The sequence below is a fragment of the Allobosea minatitlanensis genome (assembly GCF_964020775.1).
The window spans coordinates 51,485-67,789 of record NZ_OZ224509.1 but is presented as its reverse complement, the minus strand read 5'-3'; the positions used below and the strand labels follow the sequence as shown (position 1 = coordinate 67,789).

Here is a 16,305-nt window from a genome sequence, read left to right as displayed (position 1 = left end):
GTTAACGAATGGTAAACGAGGCTCATCGCGGATCGTCGGTACGGGCCCGCCGCGCGGGCGCGACACGGCAATCGGATCGCGCCCCCGGCAGCCTCAGACGAAGCTCGTCTTCAGGCCCTCGAACCGCTTTAGCTGATCGGGCAGCAATGCGCGACTGGCATCTCGCCGCACGAAGATCTTGAACATGACCTCGCCTGCGGCATTGAAGAACTGCACGGAGCAGGCTCGCCGCCCCTGCGCCGTGGCGCGGTCGACGAGATAGATCGCCCGGCAGTTCCCGGCCTTGATGTGCCCGCCGATCGGGCTGTCGCCATGGATGTTGTAATAGCCATGGCCGAAGCTTCCGACCGGCAGCGAGCCTTCGACCTCGAGCACGATATCGGGCGTGTGCATCAGGAACAGCACCGTGCCCCAGCTCGCCAGCTCCTGCCACAGCGCTTCGAAGCGCTCCGGCGCCACGAAAAGCCGCTGCTCCGCCGGCAGCAGCTCCAGCGCGGCCTGCGTCGAAACGCCCGCCTCGCGGGCGATCGCCTCGATCAGCCCGTCCGGCTTGGCCGCCAGCAGGGCTCGGGCCTGCTCGATCGGGTCGCGGGCCGCGACCTCCGCCGTCGTCATCGGCCGCTCCTCACTCGGCCGCCTGGCGCGGCTGATGCGGATTGACCTCGCTCAGCACGGTCTCGAAGCCCTCGAACTCGGGATGGCCGAGATAGATCGGCTTCGGCCGCGGCTGGCCGGCATTGCGGTGCGACTCGCGGAACTGTTCCGACTTCGTCCAGGCGAGGAAATCCTCCTTCGAGGCCCAGCTCGTATGCGAGGAATAGAGGGTATGGTCCTCCTTCTCCGGCCCCTTCAGCAGGTGGAAGGACAGGAAGCCCGGCATCTCGTCGAGCCGGCTCTTGCGCGAGGACCAGACCGCCTCGAAGGCGGCCTCCTCGCCCCTGACGACCTTGAAGCGATTCATGGCGATGAACATCGGACGATCCTGCACTGAAAAGGCCATCGCTGGCCGAATGGAACGGCATCGACGGCAGACGGCTTCGGCCCGTCGAAGCGACGCGGAGCCGGCATGACCATCCGTCGGATATCACGATCCGGCCATGCAGCGCGATGCCGCGGAGGAAACCGACACCGCCTCGCGCGCTGCCCTTGACCGCTTGTAGTAAAGCCTAATATCTGCGTCAATAACGGTCGAAACGATGCTAGTTTTTAACGATTAAAAACTGGCATTTACTCGATTGGAATAGCTTTAAGCTACCCGAAGCAACGGATCTTCACATGCGGCAGCGGACAGGCCCGGGACGCCCGGCGGGAGTCGCATCCATGTCTGGCGAAACCTCCCTCGTGACCTCTTCCTCGCAGCCGAGCCGCCGCCTGTTCCTGGCGGCTTCCGGCTTCGCGCTTCTCGGCGGCGCCGGCCCGGCCTTCGCGCAGGCCGCGGACAGGATCGTCGTCGCAGGCGGCGTCGTCACCGAGATCCTCTACGCCCTCGGCCTGCAGGACCGGATCGTCGGCGTCGACTCGACCAGCCAGTTCCCGCCCCAGGCGCTCAAGGACAAGCCGAATATCGGCTATGTCCGCGCCCTCTCGGCCGAAGGCGTCCTGTCGCTGAAGCCCTCGCTGATCATGCTGATCGACGGCGCCGGCCCGCCGGACGCGGTTGCGCTGCTGAACGAGTCCGGCGTCAAGGTCGCGCATATCCCCGACGGGCTGACGCCGCAGGGCGTCGCCGCCAAGATCGTCGCGATCGGCGCGGCGGTCGGTGCGCAGGAGCCCGCGGCGAGGCTGGCGGCGCGGACGAGCGCCGGCTTCGCCGAGCTTTCCGCGTTGCGCGCCGGGCTTCCGAAGCCGAAGCGCGTGCTGTTCGTGCTCTCCCTGCAGAACGGACGCACCCTGGTCGGCGGCCGCAACAGCTCGGCCGACGCCGTCATCTCCCTCGCCGGCGGCGTCAACGTCGCCACCGAGATCGAGGGCTACAAGCCGATGACCGACGAGGCCGTCATCGCCGCCGCCCCCGATGTCGTGCTGATGATGGGCAATGCCGGCGCCCACGCCATCCCGCCGGAGGAACTCTTCGCGCTGCCCTCCTTCTCGCAGACGCCCGCCGCGGCGGGCAAGCGGCTGCTGCGCATGGACGCGCTCTATCTGCTCGGCTTCGGCCCGCGCGCGCCGAGGGCCGCGCGCGACCTGATGGCCGCGCTCTATCCCGAGGCCGCCATCCCGCCGCTGAAGGCGGCCGACGCCCCGTGACGCTCGCGGCGCCCGTGCCCGCCATGGCCGCCTCCCTGTCCGGGCTGATCGCCGGCCGCCGGCGGATCGGCCTGTACGTGCTGGGCGGGCTCGCCTTGGCCTGCCTCCTGCTCGCCGTGGTCGCCATCGGCCAGGGCGCGATCGGCATCCCGCCGGGACGGGTGACCGAGATCCTCTGGGCAAGGCTCACCGGCGACGGCGCCCTGCTCGAAGGCCGCGATGCCCTCGTGGTGCTGAACATCCGCCTGCCGCGCGTCCTGCTCGGCCTGCTGGTCGGCGCCGGCCTCGCCGTCTCGGGCGCGCTGATGCAGGGCCTCTTCCGCAATCCGCTGGCGGATCCCGGCCTCGTCGGCGTCTCGGCCGGGGCGGGGCTCGCCGCGGCGGCGACCATCGTGCTCGGCGACCGCTTCCTCGCCGGCACGCTGATGAAGCTGCCCTTCGCCATGCTGCCCTTCGGCGCCTTCTGCGGCGGGCTGATCTCGACGCTGGTGCTGTATCTCATCGCGACCCGCGACGGCCGCACCTCGGTCGCGACCATGCTGCTCGCCGGCGTGGCGCTGGGCGCGCTCTCCGGGGCGCTGACCGGCCTGCTCGCCTTCGTCTCCGACGACCGCCAGTTGCGCGACCTGACCTTCTGGTCGCTCGGCAGCCTCGGCGGGGCGAGCTGGTCGAAGCTGTCGATCGTGGCGCCGATCATCCTGCCGCTGCTGCTGACGATGCCGCTGCTCGCGCGCGGGCTGAACGGGCTGATGCTGGGCGAGGCCGAGGCCTATCACCTTGGCATCCCGGTCCAGCGCATCAAGGCGCTGGCGATCCTGCTGGTCGCGCTCGCGGTCGGCGCCAGCGTCGCTGCCGCCGGGCTGATCGGCTTCGTCGGCATCGTCGTCCCCCATCTGATCCGGCTCTCCGTCGGGCCCGACCACCGCCTGCTGCTGCCGCTTTCGGCGCTGGGCGGCGCGATCCTGCTGGTCGCGGCCGACATCGTCGCGCGCCTGATCGTCGCCCCGGCCGAGTTGCCGATCGGCATCGTCACCGCCGCCATCGGCGCGCCGTTCTTCCTCTGGCTGCTGCTGCGCCGGGCGGGGGGAGCGCTCGATGTCTGAGGCCGCGCCCGTCCTGTCCGCCCGGAATCTCGGCTTCCATGCCGGCGGCCGCGCGCTGGTCGCGGAAGCCTCCCTCGACCTCAGGCCCGGCTCGACCACGATCCTGATCGGCCCCAACGGCGCCGGAAAGTCGACGCTGCTGAAGCTGCTGACCGGCGAGCTCGCCGGCTCCGGCGGCGGCGTCCGCATCGGCGACGAGGCGCTCGGCGCGATTCCCGCCTGGCGGCTGGCCTGCCTGCGGGCGGTGATGGCCCAGCACAGCCGCCTCGCCTTTCCCTTCAGCGTCTACGAGGTGGCGCGGCTCGGCGTCGACGGCGTCGGCCGGGCGCTGACGCGGCAGCGGCGCGAGGCCATCGTGGCGGAAGCCCTGGCGGCGGCCGGGGTGCTCGACCTCGCCGCGCGGCGCTACCAGACGCTTTCCGGCGGCGAGCAGCAGCGCGTGCAGTTCGCCCGCGTGCTCTGCCAGCTCGAGGCCGGGCGCAGCGTCGCCGAGCGCCAGATCCTCTTCCTCGACGAACCGATCGCGAGCCTCGACCTCTGCCACCAGCTCGCCCTGCTCGACATGGCCCGCACCATCGCGGCCCGCGGCGTCGCCGTGCTGGTGGTGCTGCACGACCTCAACCTCGCCGTCACCTATGCCGACCACCTCGTGGTGATGGACCGGGGCCGGATCATCGCGCAGGGGCCGCCGGCCGAAACGCTCGACGACGCCCTGCTCCGGCAGGTGTTCCGCGTCGGGCTGTCGCTGAGCCGCGCCCCGGCGCCGGGCCTGCCCTTCCTGCTGCCCCAGCAGCATCGCAGCCGGCAGGCGGGCTGAATCCGCCGGCCTGCCGCTTCACCATCGATTCATGGTGAATCCCGGCGACACGCGTCTTCACCATATCGCTCAACCGCCGGTTCACGGCTGCGGCACGATGGCTCCCGCCAGTTCCAACGGGAGGCTCCGCCATGTCGAGACAGGTTGCGACCATGCGCTTCGCCCTGGCCGCGCTCGCGCTTTGCGCCGCCGGGCCGGCCGTGACGCCGGCGGCGGCGCGCGAGGTCGTCGAGATGCCCGATACGCGCTACGATCCCGGCACGATCGTGATCCGCACCAACGAGCGCAGGCTCTACTACGTCGTCGCGCCGGGCGAGGCCATCCGCTACACCATCGCCGTCGGCAAGGCCGGCAAGCAGTGGCGCGGCGTCAAATATGTCGAGGAGATGCAGGTCGACCCGGCCTGGAGCCCGCCGGCCGAGGTGAAGCGCGACAATCCCCGCCTGCCCGACGTCATCCCCGGCGGCTCGCCCCGCAACCCGATGGGCGCGCGCGTCATCGGGCTCGGCCCCGGCGGCGAATACGCCATCCACGGCACCAACATGCCGCGCACGGTCGGCACCGCCGCCTCCTATGGCTGCTTCCGCATGCACAACAGCGACGTGATCGACCTCTATGCCCGCGTGCAGATGGGCACACCGGTGGTGGTGCTTCCCTAGAATATCGGACCGAACATCGCATTCATTCCGATACTCCAGCTCTTCGATTCTGCATCGGCTTCATGGTCACGGAAGCGGCGCTCCGGAACCGGAACCGGGCGATCAGAGCGGAACGGGCGACGGCAGCGGCTCGCCGGCGAAGAAGGCCCGCAGATTGCCGAGCAGGACCTCCTGCTGCGCGGCCTGCGCCGAATCGGAAGCGGCCGCGATATGCGGCGTCAGCACGACATTGTCGAGCGCCTTGAGCCTGTCGGAGATCTGCGGCTCGTTCTCGTAGACGTCGAGCCCGGCCCCGGCGATGACGCCGGCCTCCAGTGCCGCGCACAGCGCCTCCTCGTCGACCGCGATGCCGCGCGAGACGTTGACGAGATGCCCGCGCGGGCCCAGCGCCTCCAGCACGGCGGCGTCGACGGCATGGCGGTTCTCGGCGCTGGCCCTGGCCGACACGACCAGGATATCGGCCCAGTCCGCCAGGCCGAGCAGGCTGTCATGATAGCGATAGGGCATATCGGCGCGCCGGCTGCGGTTGTGGTAGCCGATTTCCATCTCGAAGGCCTCCGCCCGGCGCGCGATGCGGCTGCCGATCGCGCCGAGCCCGTAGATCCCCAGCCTGCGCCCGGCCAGCCCCGGCACCGCCGGCATGCGCTCGACCGAATTGCCTTTCCAGCGTCCGGCCCGGACGAAGCGGTCGGCCTGCGGAATCCGGCGGGCGGTGGCGAGGACGAGCCCCATGGCGAATTCGGCGACGCTCGCGGCATTGGCCTCGCCGGCATTGCCGAGCGCGATGCCGCGCGCCTTTGCACGAGCCCGGTCGACGCCCTCGACGCCGGTGCCGTAGCAGCAGATCAGCCGGAGCTTCGGCAGCGCCTCGATGAGGGCGGCGCCGGTGCTCAGGCTGCCCATGGTGAGCAGTGCCTCGGCGTCGGCCGCGCCGGCAGGAAGCGCCTCCGGCGTCGAACGCTCCATCGGGCCGAGCACGGTGTAACGTTCGCGCAGCCGGGCGACGAGCGCCTCCGGCATCCGCGGCACCATCACGATGGTCGGCTTCATGGATCGGCTCCGAGCGATGCCGCATCGCACCATCGGTCCGGCGTCCGCTCAAGCCCGTCTGCGGCAGGGCCGCCATCCGCCGGATGCAGGGCGCGCCCGCCGGCGGCCCGCCAAAAGGCCAAAGATCGGCGGACGCCATTTCCCTCGCCTGCGGCGAGAAAGCGCGTTAGCTTCGTCCCGCGACACGCAACGCGCCCGCGCGCGAGCCGGGCCAACAAGGGGCTACCCGATGGATCACCTTGCCGACGTCAAGAAGTTTGCCAAGAAGCCGCTGAACGAAGCCGCCTTCGCCGGGATGGCGAAAGCCTATGCGCTCGTCATGAGCAAGCCGGACACGCGCTACGTGGCCTGTTCCGATCCGGCCGAGCTCGAGCGCGTCCGCGAGAATTTCCTGAAGAAGAAGCTCGGCCTGAAATCCGGCGATCTCGACGGCTCGATCAAGACCGTCTGCGAGCAGATGAAGGACGACCGGACCAAATCCCGCCTGACCTTCTACTACCTGCTGGCCGAGCACCACGGAAAGCTCGACCTCTTCGTCAAGAAGTAAGACCGGCCCGTCTTCCGGACGGGTTCCCGGGGGGACCTTCCCAACCACGGCGAACGATGCGGCCGGCCTGCGATCGCCAACGCGCCCGGCCGGGCGCGGCAGCCGCGATCGATGGCTCTGCCGTTCTATCGGAGCTTTCCGAAAAGTGGATCCCACTTTTCGGTCCGATGCCGTGGAGGCCGGCCCGAGAGCCTGCCTCTCCGAACGGTCAGTCGCGATAGAGGTCTGCGCGCGTCAGCGGCAGGCCGGACGGCCCCTTGCGCCGCTTCGAGACCAGCGTCTGGTTGATCAGCGCCCCGCCCCGCTCGAAGGCGAGCGAGCAGCCGGCGAGATAGAGCAGCCACATCCGGGTCCGCTCCGCGCCGATCTCGGCCTCCGCCTTGTCCCTGTTGGCGTTGAGCCTTTCCCACCACAGCCGCGTCGTGCGCTGATAGTGCTCGCGCCAGCCCTCGACATCGTGCACCTCGAAGCCGTGGCGCTCGAGATTGGCGATCGACATGCCGAGATGGTCGAGCTCGCCGCCCGGAAAGATGTAGCGCACCAGCGCGCGGTACTCCGCCGGCATCTTGTTGAAGGCCTTCTCGGTCTTCTTGGCGCGGCGCGAGATGGTGTGGTGCAGGTAGAGGCCCCGCGGCCGGAGCAGCCGGTTCACCGTCGAGAAATAGGCGGGATAGTTGCGGATGCCGACCTGCTCGAACATGCCGATCGAGGAGATCTTGTCGAATTCGCCTTCCATCTGCGTGTAGTCGCGCAGGTGCAGCGTGACCTTGTCTTGGAGGCCCCAGCGCTCGACCTTCTCCTGCGCGTATTTGAGCTGCTCTTCGGCCAGCGTCACGCCATGGGCCTCGACGCCGTAATAGCGGGCGGCATGGCAGACCAGCGCGCCCCAGCCGCAGCCGATATCGAGGAAGCGGTCGCCCGGCTTCAGGCGCAGCTTCCTGCAGATCATGTCCAGCTTGTCCTGCTGGGCGCGGCCGATATCGCCGTGATCCTCGGTGAAATAGGCGCAGGTATAGACCATCTCCTCGTCGAGGAAGAGCCGGTAGAAATCGTTCGAGACGTCGTAGTGATAGGCGACGTTGGCCTTGTTGGTGGCCGGGTCGCCGTCGCGGGCGATCTCGTCGCCGCGCCGGTGCTGCACCGCGTCCGGAGCCTTGCCCGGCGCGAGGATGAAGCGGCGCACCACGTCGAACACCGCGCTTTTCGGGATGCCGCGCGCCAGCTTGCCGATCTTGCCCTCCGGCCGGGCGGCGGCGAGGTCGAAGATCGAGCCGTTGATGATCGCGAGGCGGTCGGAGATGTGCAGGTTGAGCAGCGTGTCGAGCTTGGGCCGGCGCAGCAGCGCCGCCAGCACGCCGGGATCGGCGATGGCGATGCCGAGCCCGTCCTGCGGCCACGCCTCCGGGACCATGCTGCCGTCCCAGAGCCGGAAGCCGAGCTTCAGGCCGAGCTTCTCATGCGCCTCCGCCAGAAGCCGGCGCAGCGCCGCCAGGCGCTTGTCGTTGCTGTCCATGACCCAAGATCCGAAATTGGCTGGCTGCTCTTTGGACGCAACGCCGCCCGTTGGCAATGATTCGGGCGGCTTTGCCCGTCATGGCGAGCGCAGCTTCGCCGCATCGCTCCTGGCGATGAGGCAGAGCCTTGAGCGCAGGGCGATCTAGAAATCGCTGGCGATGCCCTTCACTTCCCAGTCGTCATAGCGCACCGGCTCGAGCCCGCCGCGCCCGTTGACCTCGGGCTGGCCGGCGACCTCCGCGGCATGGGCGTCGATCGCGGCCCGGCGCGCCTCGGCCTCCGCCAGAGCGCGCCTGGCGGCCGGGGAGAGAACCTTCCGCGTTTCGGCTGGTGCGGGCGGGGTATCCCTGGTTTCGTCCGGCATCGCGACCTGTCTCTGTTGCGGGCCGGCCTTGCAGGACCGGGCTCCCATCCACCACATAAGGCAGGAAACCGGCCTTCGCGAGGGCAAGCTGCTCAATTTCCGGCCGGTCCGAGAAGGAGACAGGATGAACTACGTCAGGACCGGCATGCTGATGGCGGGTCTGACCGCGCTGTTTCTCGCGGTCGGCTACCTGCTCGGCGGCAGCAGCGGCATGCTGATCGCGCTGATCTTCGCCGCCGGCACCAATCTCTTCAGCTACTGGAATTCCGACCGGCTCGCCCTCGCCGCCCACAACGCGCAGGAGGTCGACGAACGCACGGCGCCGGAGCTCTACGGCATGGTGCGCGAGCTCGCCGCCCGCGCCAACATCCCGATGCCGCGCGTCTATCTGATCCATGACGACCAGCCCAACGCCTTCGCCACCGGCCGCAACCCGCAGAACGCCGCCGTCGCCGCGACGACGGGCATCCTGCGCACCCTGACCTATGAGGAACTGGCCGGGGTGATGGCGCATGAGCTCGCGCACATCAAGAACCACGACACGCTGACCATGACGATCACCGCGACCTTCGCCGGCGCGATCTCCTCGCTGGTCACCTTCGGCATGTTCTTCGGCTCGCGCGACAACCGTCCGAACCTGATCGTCCAGCTCCTGCTCTCGATCCTCGCGCCGATGGCGGCGGCGCTGATCCAGATGGCGATCTCGCGCTCGCGCGAATACGAGGCCGACCGGCTCGGCGGCCGGATCTGCGGCAATCCGGTCTGGCTCGCCGATGCGCTCGCCAAGATCGCCGCCGGCGTGCAGCACAATCCCAGCGAGACAGCCGAGGCGCATCCTGCTACGGCGCATCTGTTCATCATCAATCCCTTGACCGGCGGCGGCATGGATAACCTGTTCTCGACCCATCCCGACACCGGCAACCGCATCGCGGCGCTGATGGAGCAGGCGCGCGCCATGGGCCTCGGCCGTGCCCCGGCCGCGCCGGGCTTCACGCAGCAGGCTCCCGGCAGCCCCTGGGGCAAGACCGGCTTCGGCGGCGAGCCGCCCCGCCAGCCCGGCCCCTGGGGCTGAGATGACCGACCGCGCCCCTTCCCGCCGCGGGCCGCAGCCGCCCGCGGCCGCCCCGCAATCCGACGCTCCCGGCCTGCCGGCCCGCCGGCTCGCCGCCACCGTGATCGACGAGGTGCTGCGCGCCCGCGTCGCGCTCGACGAGACGCTCGACCGCCTCATCCCGCCCTCCGGCCTCGACGCCGCCGATGCCGGGCTCGCCCGCGCCATCGCTGTCACCGCCTTCCGCCGGCTCGGCACCATCCGCCAGGCGCTCGACGAACGGCTCGACCGCGGCAGCCCGCGCCATTCCGGCCTGCTCGAGCCGATCCTCACGGCTGCGGCGGCCCAGATCCTGTTTCTCGACGTGCCGGACCATGCCGCCGTCGACCTCGCCATCCGCCATCTGCACGAGGATCCGCGCTCGGCCCGCTACGCCGCGCTCGGCAATGCGCTGCTGCGCCGCGTCGTGCGCGAGCGGGACGCCATCCTCGCCGAGGCGGAAGCGGACCCCTTCCGCGACACGCCCGACTGGCTCGCCGAAAGCTGGCGCGCCGCCTATGGCGAGGAAGCCGCCACCGCGATCGCGCTGAGCCATCGCGAGGAGCCGCCGCTCGACATCACCGCCAAGGCCGATCCCGCCCTATGGGCCGAACGGCTCGGCGGCATCCTGCTGCCGACGGGCTCGATCCGCCTGCGCGAAAGGCAGGCCATCGCGACGCTGCCCGGCTTCGCGGACGGCGCCTGGTGGGTGCAGGACGCAGCCGCCGCGCTGCCGGTCAGGCTGATCTCGCCGGCGCCGGGCGAGCGCGTCGCCGATCTCTGCGCCGCGCCGGGCGGCAAGACCGCCCAGATCGCGGCGGCCGGCGCCAGCGTCACCGCGCTCGACCGCTCGGCACCGCGCCTGCGCCGCCTCAAGGCCAATCTCCAGCGTCTCGGCCTCGCGGCGGAGGTGGTCACGGCCGATGCCGCGAGCTGGCAGGCCGAGCCCTTCGATGCCGTGCTGCTCGACGCGCCGTGCAGCGCCACCGGCACGATCCGCCGCCATCCCGATGTCGCCTGGACCAAGACGGAGGAAGATCGCGACCGCCTCGCCGCCCTGCAGGCGAAGCTGCTCGACGCCGCGGCCGGGCTGACGAAACCCGGCGGCCGGCTCGTCTACTGCACCTGCTCGCTGGAGCCGCAGGAGGGCGAGGCGCAGATCGAGGCTTTCCTCGCCCGCCATCCCCAGTTTCGTCGCGCCGGGGCGAGCGCCGCCGAAATCGGCGGTTTGGGCGCCGCCATCGACGCGAAGGGCGATATCCGCACCCTGCCGCAGCATTTGCCCGGCGGAACCCCGCGCCTCTCGGGATGGGCGGGATTTTACGCAAGTCGCCTGATCAGGCTATGACGGATAAGGGATTCGCGCGGCGCCGGAACGCCGCGCCGCTTCCCGACAGGGTCCGCGCGGGCCGATACCGCGCCCAAGACGGAGCTTTCAGGGATTTGAGCGCCTGGTCTGAGCGTCGGGGACTGGCCCAGGCCGCGATCGGACGGGCGGCGCGGCGCAGCCGTGGCCAACTGGTCGGCGCAGCCCGCAGCCTCTGGCCCTTCGGCCGCCGCTCCGCCTCGCGCCTGCTCTTCGCCCCGCACGACCTGCGCACCGCCGACCCGACCACGGCCGGCGATTTCTACGCCGGCTACTACGCTTTCGCCGGCCGCACCGTCCGCACCCATGGCGAATCGCCCTTCGATGTCGCGCCGCCGAGCGAAGCCTGGGCCGAGGCGCTCTACGGCTTCGGCTGGCTGCGCCATATGCGCGCCGCCGACACCGCCATCGCGCGCGCCAATGCCCGCAGCCTGGTCGAGGACTTCATCGCCAAGCGCCGCGACCGCCACGAGATCGCCCGGCGGCCGGCCGTCGCGGCGCGGCGGCTGATCTCCTTGCTCTCCCATTCGCCGCTGCTGCTGGAGGGCGCCGACCACGCCTTCTACGAGCGCTTCCTGCGCCATGTCTCGCGCCTGGCCGACCGGGTCGGGCTGGGGCTCGCCGGCGCGGTGGAGGGGGCCGACCGGATCAACGGCCTGATCGCCATCGCCCTCGCCGCGATCTGCCTGGACGGGCAGGATGCGCGCCGCAAGCGGGCGGAGATCCTGCTCTCCGACGAGCTCGACGACCAGATCCTGCCCGATGGCGGGCATCTTTCCCGCAATCCGCGCCTGCTGATCGACTTCCTGCTCGATCTCCTGCCGCTGCGCGAGACCTTCGCCGCCCGCGGGCTCGAGCCGCCGCGCGGCGTGCTGACCGCGATCGAGCGGATGATGCCGCATCTGCGCCTGTTCCGGCACGGCGACGGCGCGCTCGCCCTGTTCAACGGCATGGGCACGACCCCGCCGGACCTGATGGCGACGCTCGCGGCCTATGACGACGCGCGCGGCCGCCCGACCGAACATGCCGCCTATTCCGGCTACAGCCGGCTCGCCGCCGAGCGCAGCGTCGTCGTCATCGATGCCGGCGCGCCGCCGCGCGGCGCCTATTCCACCGAGGCCCATGCCGGCTGCCTCGCCTTCGAATTCTCCAGCGGCCCGCAGCGCATCGTCGTCAATTGCGGCGCCAGCCGCTTCGGCCCGCCCGATCTCCAGCTCGCGGCGCGCAGCACCGCCGCCCATTCCACCCTGGTGCTCGACGACCGCTCGAGCGCCAATTTCGGCATGGTTCTCGGCGAGATGCGGCTGGTCTCGGGCCCCGTCGATGTCCGCGTCGCGCGGCGGGACGGCGAGGACGGTCCGGAATGGGTCGCCAGCCATGACGGCTATCGCCGCCTCGGCGCGACCCATACCCGCCGGCTGCTGCTCGCCCGCGACGGCTCCTGGCTGGCCGGCGAGGACGAGGTGACCCTGACCGGCGGGCAGGCGCGCCTGGACGCCGCGGCCCGCTTCCACCTGCATCCGCATGTCCGCGTCAGTCTGGTGCGCGAGAATACCGGCGCCCTGCTCGCGCTCGCGTCGGGCGAGGTCTGGAGCTTCGAGGCCGGCGGCCTGCCCCTGGCGATCGAGGAAAGCCTTTTTCTCGCCGCCGCCGATGGCCGCCGCAAGACCGAGCAGCTCGTGATCGCCTTCGATGCCGTCGCGACGCCGCGCATCGCCTGGCGGTTCAGCCGGATCAGCGCCGCCAATCCCCGCGCCGGGCAGACGCTCGCCGCCGCGCTGGCCGAGCGGCAGGCCCCTCCGACGGAGCCCGACCCCACGCCTTCGGATTGAACCGTCCGCGCGAGAAGCGAAGCGACGAAGCGCTCCGGGAAGGCCGGGTGAGAGGCGCCGGCAACTCCCCCTGGATTGCCGCGCTGCGCTCGCAACGACGCGCGAACGCGTGACGGTTCTGCGACGGCGGCTTTTGCCTTTCGCGCCGCAGCATGATAGCTCGCGCGCGACTGCCTGCTCCCGCAATCGCAAGCCGGATCCGATCCCGATGCCGAATGAGCTTCGCCGCGTCGAACGCGCGCTTCTTTCCGTTTCCGACAAGACGGGCCTGATCGATTTCGCGCGCGCCCTGCACAAGCTCGGCATCGCGCTCGTCTCGACCGGCGGCACCGCCAGGGCGATCGCCGAGGCCGGCCTGCCGGTCAGCGACGTCTCCGACCTCACCGGCTTCCCCGAGATGATGGACGGCCGGGTCAAGACGCTGCATCCGAAGGTCCATGGCGGGCTGCTCGCCATCCGCTCGCATCCCGAGCACCAGGCCTCGATGATCGGCCACGGCATCCAGCCGATCGACCTGCTCGTCGTGAACCTCTACCCCTTCGAGGCGACGGTCGCCGCCGGCAAGGCCTATGACGACTGCATCGAGAACATCGATATCGGCGGCCCGGCGATGATCCGCGCCGCCGCCAAGAACCACCACGACGTCGCCGTCGTGGTCGAGCCGGCTGACTACCCCTCGGTCCTCGCCGATCTCGAGGCCCAGAAGGGCGCGACCACGCTGACTTTGCGCCGCAAGCTCGCCCAGAAGGCCTATGCCCGCACCGCGGCTTACGACGCCGCGATCTCGAACTGGTTCGCCAACGAGCTCGGCGACACCGCCCCGGCCTTCCGGGCGCTGGGCGGCGCGCTCGCCGAGACGATGCGTTATGGCGAGAACCCGCATCAATGGGCCGCCTTCTACCGCACGCCGGAAAACCGCCCGGGCGTCTCGACCGCAAGGCAGGTCCAGGGCAAGCAGCTCTCCTACAACAACATCAACGACACCGACGCGGCCTTCGAATGCGTCGCGGAGTTCGCGCCCGAAGCCTCGGCCGCCTGCGTCATCGTCAAGCATGCCAACCCTTGCGGCGTCGCCGCCGGCGGCTCGCTGCTGGAAGCCTATGAGCTCGCCCTGCGCTGCGACCCGGTCTCGGCCTTCGGCGGCATCGTCGCGCTGAACCGCAGGCTCGACGCCGCCGCCGCGAAGAAGATCGTCGAGGTCTTCACCGAGGTCATCATCGCCCCCGACGCCGAGGAGGAGGCGATCGCCCTGATCGCCGCCAAGAAGAATTTGCGCCTGCTGCTCACCGGCGGCCTGCCGGACGTTCGCGCGCCGGGGCTTGTCCTGCGCACCGTCGCCGGCGGCTTCCTCGCCCAGTCGCGCGACAATGCCGTCGTCGACGAGATGGAGCTCAAGGTCGTGACGAAGCGCCAGCCGAGCGCGCGCGAGCTCGCCGATCTGCGCTTCGCCTTCCGCGTCGCCAAGCACGTCAAGTCGAACGCGATCGTCTACGCCCGGGACCTCGCCACGGTCGGCATCGGCGCCGGCCAGATGAGCCGGGTCGATTCCTCGCGCATCGCCGCCTGGAAGGCGGCCGAGGCCGCCAGGGCCGCGGGCCTGGCCGAAAGCCTCGCCAAGGGCTCGGTCGTCGCCTCAGACGCCTTCTTCCCCTTCGCCGACGGGCTGCTCGCCGCGGCCGAGGCCGGCGCGACCGCCGTGATCCAGCCCGGCGGCTCGATGCGCGACGACGAGGTGATCAAGGCCGCCGACGAAGCCGGCCTCGCCATGGTCTTCACCGGCCACCGCCATTTCCGCCATTGACGGCGGCGCGGGCGGCAGGACAGGCTGATCCGGGCCGCTTCCCCGGCGGCCTCGTTCCGTCGTTCGGATGAGCGGGGGCGTGCGCTGAAGCCCATGCCTGAGCCGCCAGCCGGCACGCTCCGGCACCGCTTCCGGACCGGCTGAAGGGCAGGGTCCCGCATCCAACCGCAGGAGGCCTGTGGCGATGCATACGATCAAGGTCATCGGGCTGGGCTTCGCCCTGCTCGGCCTGCTGCTCTTCCTGGCACCGCGGCTGTCGGCCGCGGCCGGGCGGCCGATCCCCTTCGCGATCAGGCTCTTCCTGCCGCTCTGGTTCATGGGCGCGCTCGTCAACCTCTGGATCGGCGTCGCCCGAGCAGGCTATACGGTGAGGGAGGAAGCGCCGATCTTCCTCCTCGTCTTCGGCATCCCGGCCGCGGCCGGCCTGCTGATCCTGTGGCTGACTTCACGAATCGTCCGATGAGCCTCGAATCCGTCCGCAATTTCTTCGCAGAACACGCTCCCGACATCGCCGTCATCGTCACCGAGCAGAGCAGCGCCACCGTACCGCTCGCGGCGGCGGCGCATGGCGTCGAGCCCGGCCAGATCGCGAAGACCCTGTCCTTGCGGATCGGCGAGGAGGTGGTGCTCGTCGTCGCCCGCGGCGATGCCCGGCTCGACAACAGGAAGGCCAAGGCGGCGCTGGGCGGCAAGCCGCGCATGCTCGGCCCCGAGGAGGTCGAGGCGCTGACCGGCCATCCGGTCGGCGGCGTCTGCCCGTTCGGGCTCGCCACGCCGCTGAAGGTCTATTGCGATGTCTCGCTGAAAGCCTTCGACATCGTGGTGCCGGCGGCAGGCTCGACCCATAGCGCGCTGCGCATCGCTCCCGACCGCATGGCCGAGCTGACCCGCGCCGCATGGGTCGACGTCTGTCAGGAAACGGCGCAGGAGGCCGTTCCGGCCGATTGAAGCTCAAGCCTCCGTCAGCGCGATCAGTTCCATCGCGGCCGCCGGATTGCGGAGCTTGGCGCCGCTGATGACATAGAGAAAGACGTCGCGCGGCTCGACTTTGGCCGGCGGCCCCACCGTCTCCAGCCCTTCCGGCACATGTCCTTCCGCCCAGCGCCGCGCGGCCGTGGCCCAGCGCTCGAGCCCGGATTCGGGATAACCCTTCGGCTCGGCCTCCTGGGTTCCCATGATCCGCGCATAGACGAAGGGCGCCGTCACATTGGCGATCTGCGTGTAGTCCGAATCGGCGGAGGTGATCGCCGCGACGCCGTATTCCCGCAGCAGAGCGACGAAATCCGGCGAGCGGAAGCTGCCATGCCGGACCTCGACGGCATGGCGCAGCCTGACGCCGTCCAACTCCTTGGGCAGCAGCTTGAGGAAGGCCTCGAAATCCGCGGGATCGAATGGCTTGGTCGGCATGAACTGCCAGTTGATCGGCCCGAGCTTGTGCCCGAGTTCGGTCAGCCCGCTGGTCAGGAACTTCTCGACCGAGGGCCCGGCCTCCGCCAGGACGCGCCGGTTGGTGCAGAAACGCGAGCCTTTCAGCGCGAAGACGAAATCCTCCGGCGTCTCCTCGCGCCAGCGGGCGAAGCTTTCGGGTTTCTGCGAACCGTAATAGGTGCCGTTGATTTCGATCGAGGTCAGCTTGCTCGCGGCATATTCGAGCTCGCGCTTCTGCGGCAGGCCGTCGGGGTAGAACACACCGCGCCAGGGTTCGAAGACCCAGCCGCCGATGCCGATATGGATCTTGCCTGTGGTAGCCACCGTACGCCTCCCGGCTCGAAGTGATGCAACGCTGTTGGATAAACGCTTGTGATGCTGACGACGCCCGTCAGCATCGCCCTTTCCATCCACTTGCTGAGCAACCGAAATCTGTTCGCTGCGTTTCCTATCCGGATGACGTGCAATAGCCGCATCATACAATCA

17 protein-coding genes are annotated in these 16,305 nt (G+C 70.1%); 11 read left to right on the top strand and 6 right to left on the bottom strand.

All coding sequences use genetic code 11. From position 1 onward, the window contains the following. Positions 1 to 93: 93 nt before the first annotated feature. The gene (gene hutX, locus ACWH43_RS00400) at positions 94 to 615 is read right to left on the bottom strand and encodes a heme utilization cystosolic carrier protein HutX (protein WP_158446648.1); all 522 of its coding nucleotides are present in this window, start codon (positions 613 to 615) and stop codon (positions 94 to 96) included. A gap of 10 nt (positions 616 to 625) precedes the next feature. Continuing rightward, on the bottom strand, positions 626 to 973 hold the full coding sequence (locus tag ACWH43_RS00395; protein ID WP_158446647.1) for an antibiotic biosynthesis monooxygenase family protein: 348 nt from the start codon (positions 971 to 973) through the stop codon (positions 626 to 628). 347 nt (positions 974 to 1,320) lie between these two features. Here ACWH43_RS00395 and ACWH43_RS00390 point away from each other — a divergent pair, with 347 nt between their 5' ends. From ACWH43_RS00390 to ACWH43_RS00375, 4 genes are all read left to right on the top strand, one after another. Next, positions 1,321 to 2,247, top strand: a complete 927-nt coding sequence (locus ACWH43_RS00390) for a heme/hemin ABC transporter substrate-binding protein (RefSeq protein WP_158446646.1) — start codon at positions 1,321 to 1,323, stop codon at positions 2,245 to 2,247. A gap of 23 nt (positions 2,248 to 2,270) precedes the next feature. Beyond that, the gene (locus ACWH43_RS00385) at positions 2,271 to 3,350 is read left to right on the top strand and encodes a FecCD family ABC transporter permease (RefSeq protein WP_158446658.1); all 1,080 of its coding nucleotides are present in this window, start codon (positions 2,271 to 2,273) and stop codon (positions 3,348 to 3,350) included. Continuing rightward, the gene (locus ACWH43_RS00380; RefSeq protein ID WP_158446645.1) at positions 3,343 to 4,167 is read left to right on the top strand and encodes a heme ABC transporter ATP-binding protein; all 825 of its coding nucleotides are present in this window, start codon (positions 3,343 to 3,345) and stop codon (positions 4,165 to 4,167) included. The genes ACWH43_RS00385 and ACWH43_RS00380 overlap by 8 nt, the downstream gene beginning before the upstream one ends. A 131-nt stretch (positions 4,168 to 4,298) precedes the next feature. Continuing rightward, positions 4,299 to 4,826, top strand: coding sequence for a L,D-transpeptidase (locus ACWH43_RS00375; RefSeq protein WP_260348254.1), 528 nt, complete (start codon positions 4,299 to 4,301; stop codon positions 4,824 to 4,826). A gap of 102 nt (positions 4,827 to 4,928) precedes the next feature. Here ACWH43_RS00375 and ACWH43_RS00370 read toward each other — a convergent pair whose 3' ends face one another. Further along, the gene (locus tag ACWH43_RS00370; RefSeq protein ID WP_158446644.1) at positions 4,929 to 5,876 is read right to left on the bottom strand and encodes a 2-hydroxyacid dehydrogenase; all 948 of its coding nucleotides are present in this window, start codon (positions 5,874 to 5,876) and stop codon (positions 4,929 to 4,931) included. A 229-nt stretch (positions 5,877 to 6,105) separates the two neighbouring features. On the opposite strand from ACWH43_RS00370, the gene ACWH43_RS00365 reads away from it, so the two are divergent. Next, positions 6,106 to 6,423, top strand: coding sequence for a DUF2853 family protein (locus tag ACWH43_RS00365; RefSeq protein ID WP_158446643.1), 318 nt, complete (start codon positions 6,106 to 6,108; stop codon positions 6,421 to 6,423). A gap of 208 nt (positions 6,424 to 6,631) precedes the next feature. On the opposite strand, the gene ACWH43_RS00360 is transcribed toward ACWH43_RS00365, so the two are convergent. Further along, the gene (locus ACWH43_RS00360; protein ID WP_158446642.1) at positions 6,632 to 7,936 is read right to left on the bottom strand and encodes a class I SAM-dependent methyltransferase; all 1,305 of its coding nucleotides are present in this window, start codon (positions 7,934 to 7,936) and stop codon (positions 6,632 to 6,634) included. Positions 7,937 to 8,080: 144 nt separating this feature from the next. Next, positions 8,081 to 8,302, bottom strand: coding sequence for a DUF1674 domain-containing protein (locus ACWH43_RS00355; protein WP_158446641.1), 222 nt, complete (start codon positions 8,300 to 8,302; stop codon positions 8,081 to 8,083). A 124-nt stretch (positions 8,303 to 8,426) separates the two neighbouring features. Here ACWH43_RS00355 and htpX point away from each other — a divergent pair, with 124 nt between their 5' ends. The 6 genes from htpX to ACWH43_RS00325 all read left to right on the top strand — a co-directional run bounded on the left by htpX (position 8,427) and on the right by ACWH43_RS00325 (position 15,339). Further along, positions 8,427 to 9,374 (top strand): zinc metalloprotease HtpX, encoded by a 948-nt coding sequence (htpX, locus tag ACWH43_RS00350; RefSeq protein ID WP_158446640.1) that lies wholly within the window; start codon positions 8,427 to 8,429, stop codon positions 9,372 to 9,374. A gap of 1 nt (position 9,375) precedes the next feature. Beyond that, positions 9,376 to 10,740, top strand: coding sequence for an RsmB/NOP family class I SAM-dependent RNA methyltransferase (locus tag ACWH43_RS00345; RefSeq protein WP_158448380.1), 1,365 nt, complete (start codon positions 9,376 to 9,378; stop codon positions 10,738 to 10,740). Positions 10,741 to 10,835: 95 nt separating this feature from the next. Then, on the top strand, positions 10,836 to 12,590 hold the full coding sequence (locus ACWH43_RS00340; protein WP_158446638.1) for a heparinase II/III family protein: 1,755 nt from the start codon (positions 10,836 to 10,838) through the stop codon (positions 12,588 to 12,590). A gap of 208 nt (positions 12,591 to 12,798) precedes the next feature. Continuing rightward, positions 12,799 to 14,391 (top strand): bifunctional phosphoribosylaminoimidazolecarboxamide formyltransferase/IMP cyclohydrolase, encoded by a 1,593-nt coding sequence (purH, locus tag ACWH43_RS00335; protein WP_158446637.1) that lies wholly within the window; start codon positions 12,799 to 12,801, stop codon positions 14,389 to 14,391. 184 nt (positions 14,392 to 14,575) lie between these two features. Next, the gene (locus ACWH43_RS00330) at positions 14,576 to 14,854 is read left to right on the top strand and encodes a hypothetical protein (protein WP_158446636.1); all 279 of its coding nucleotides are present in this window, start codon (positions 14,576 to 14,578) and stop codon (positions 14,852 to 14,854) included. Continuing rightward, complete coding sequence (locus ACWH43_RS00325) at positions 14,851 to 15,339, top strand: YbaK/EbsC family protein (RefSeq protein ID WP_158446635.1); 489 nt, start codon at positions 14,851 to 14,853, stop codon at positions 15,337 to 15,339. The genes ACWH43_RS00330 and ACWH43_RS00325 overlap by 4 nt, the downstream gene beginning before the upstream one ends. 3 nt (positions 15,340 to 15,342) lie before the next feature. Here ACWH43_RS00325 and ACWH43_RS00320 read toward each other — a convergent pair whose 3' ends face one another. Further along, positions 15,343 to 16,143, bottom strand: coding sequence for a DUF72 domain-containing protein (locus ACWH43_RS00320; RefSeq protein WP_448153387.1), 801 nt, complete (start codon positions 16,141 to 16,143; stop codon positions 15,343 to 15,345). Positions 16,144 to 16,305 lie beyond the last annotated feature (162 nt).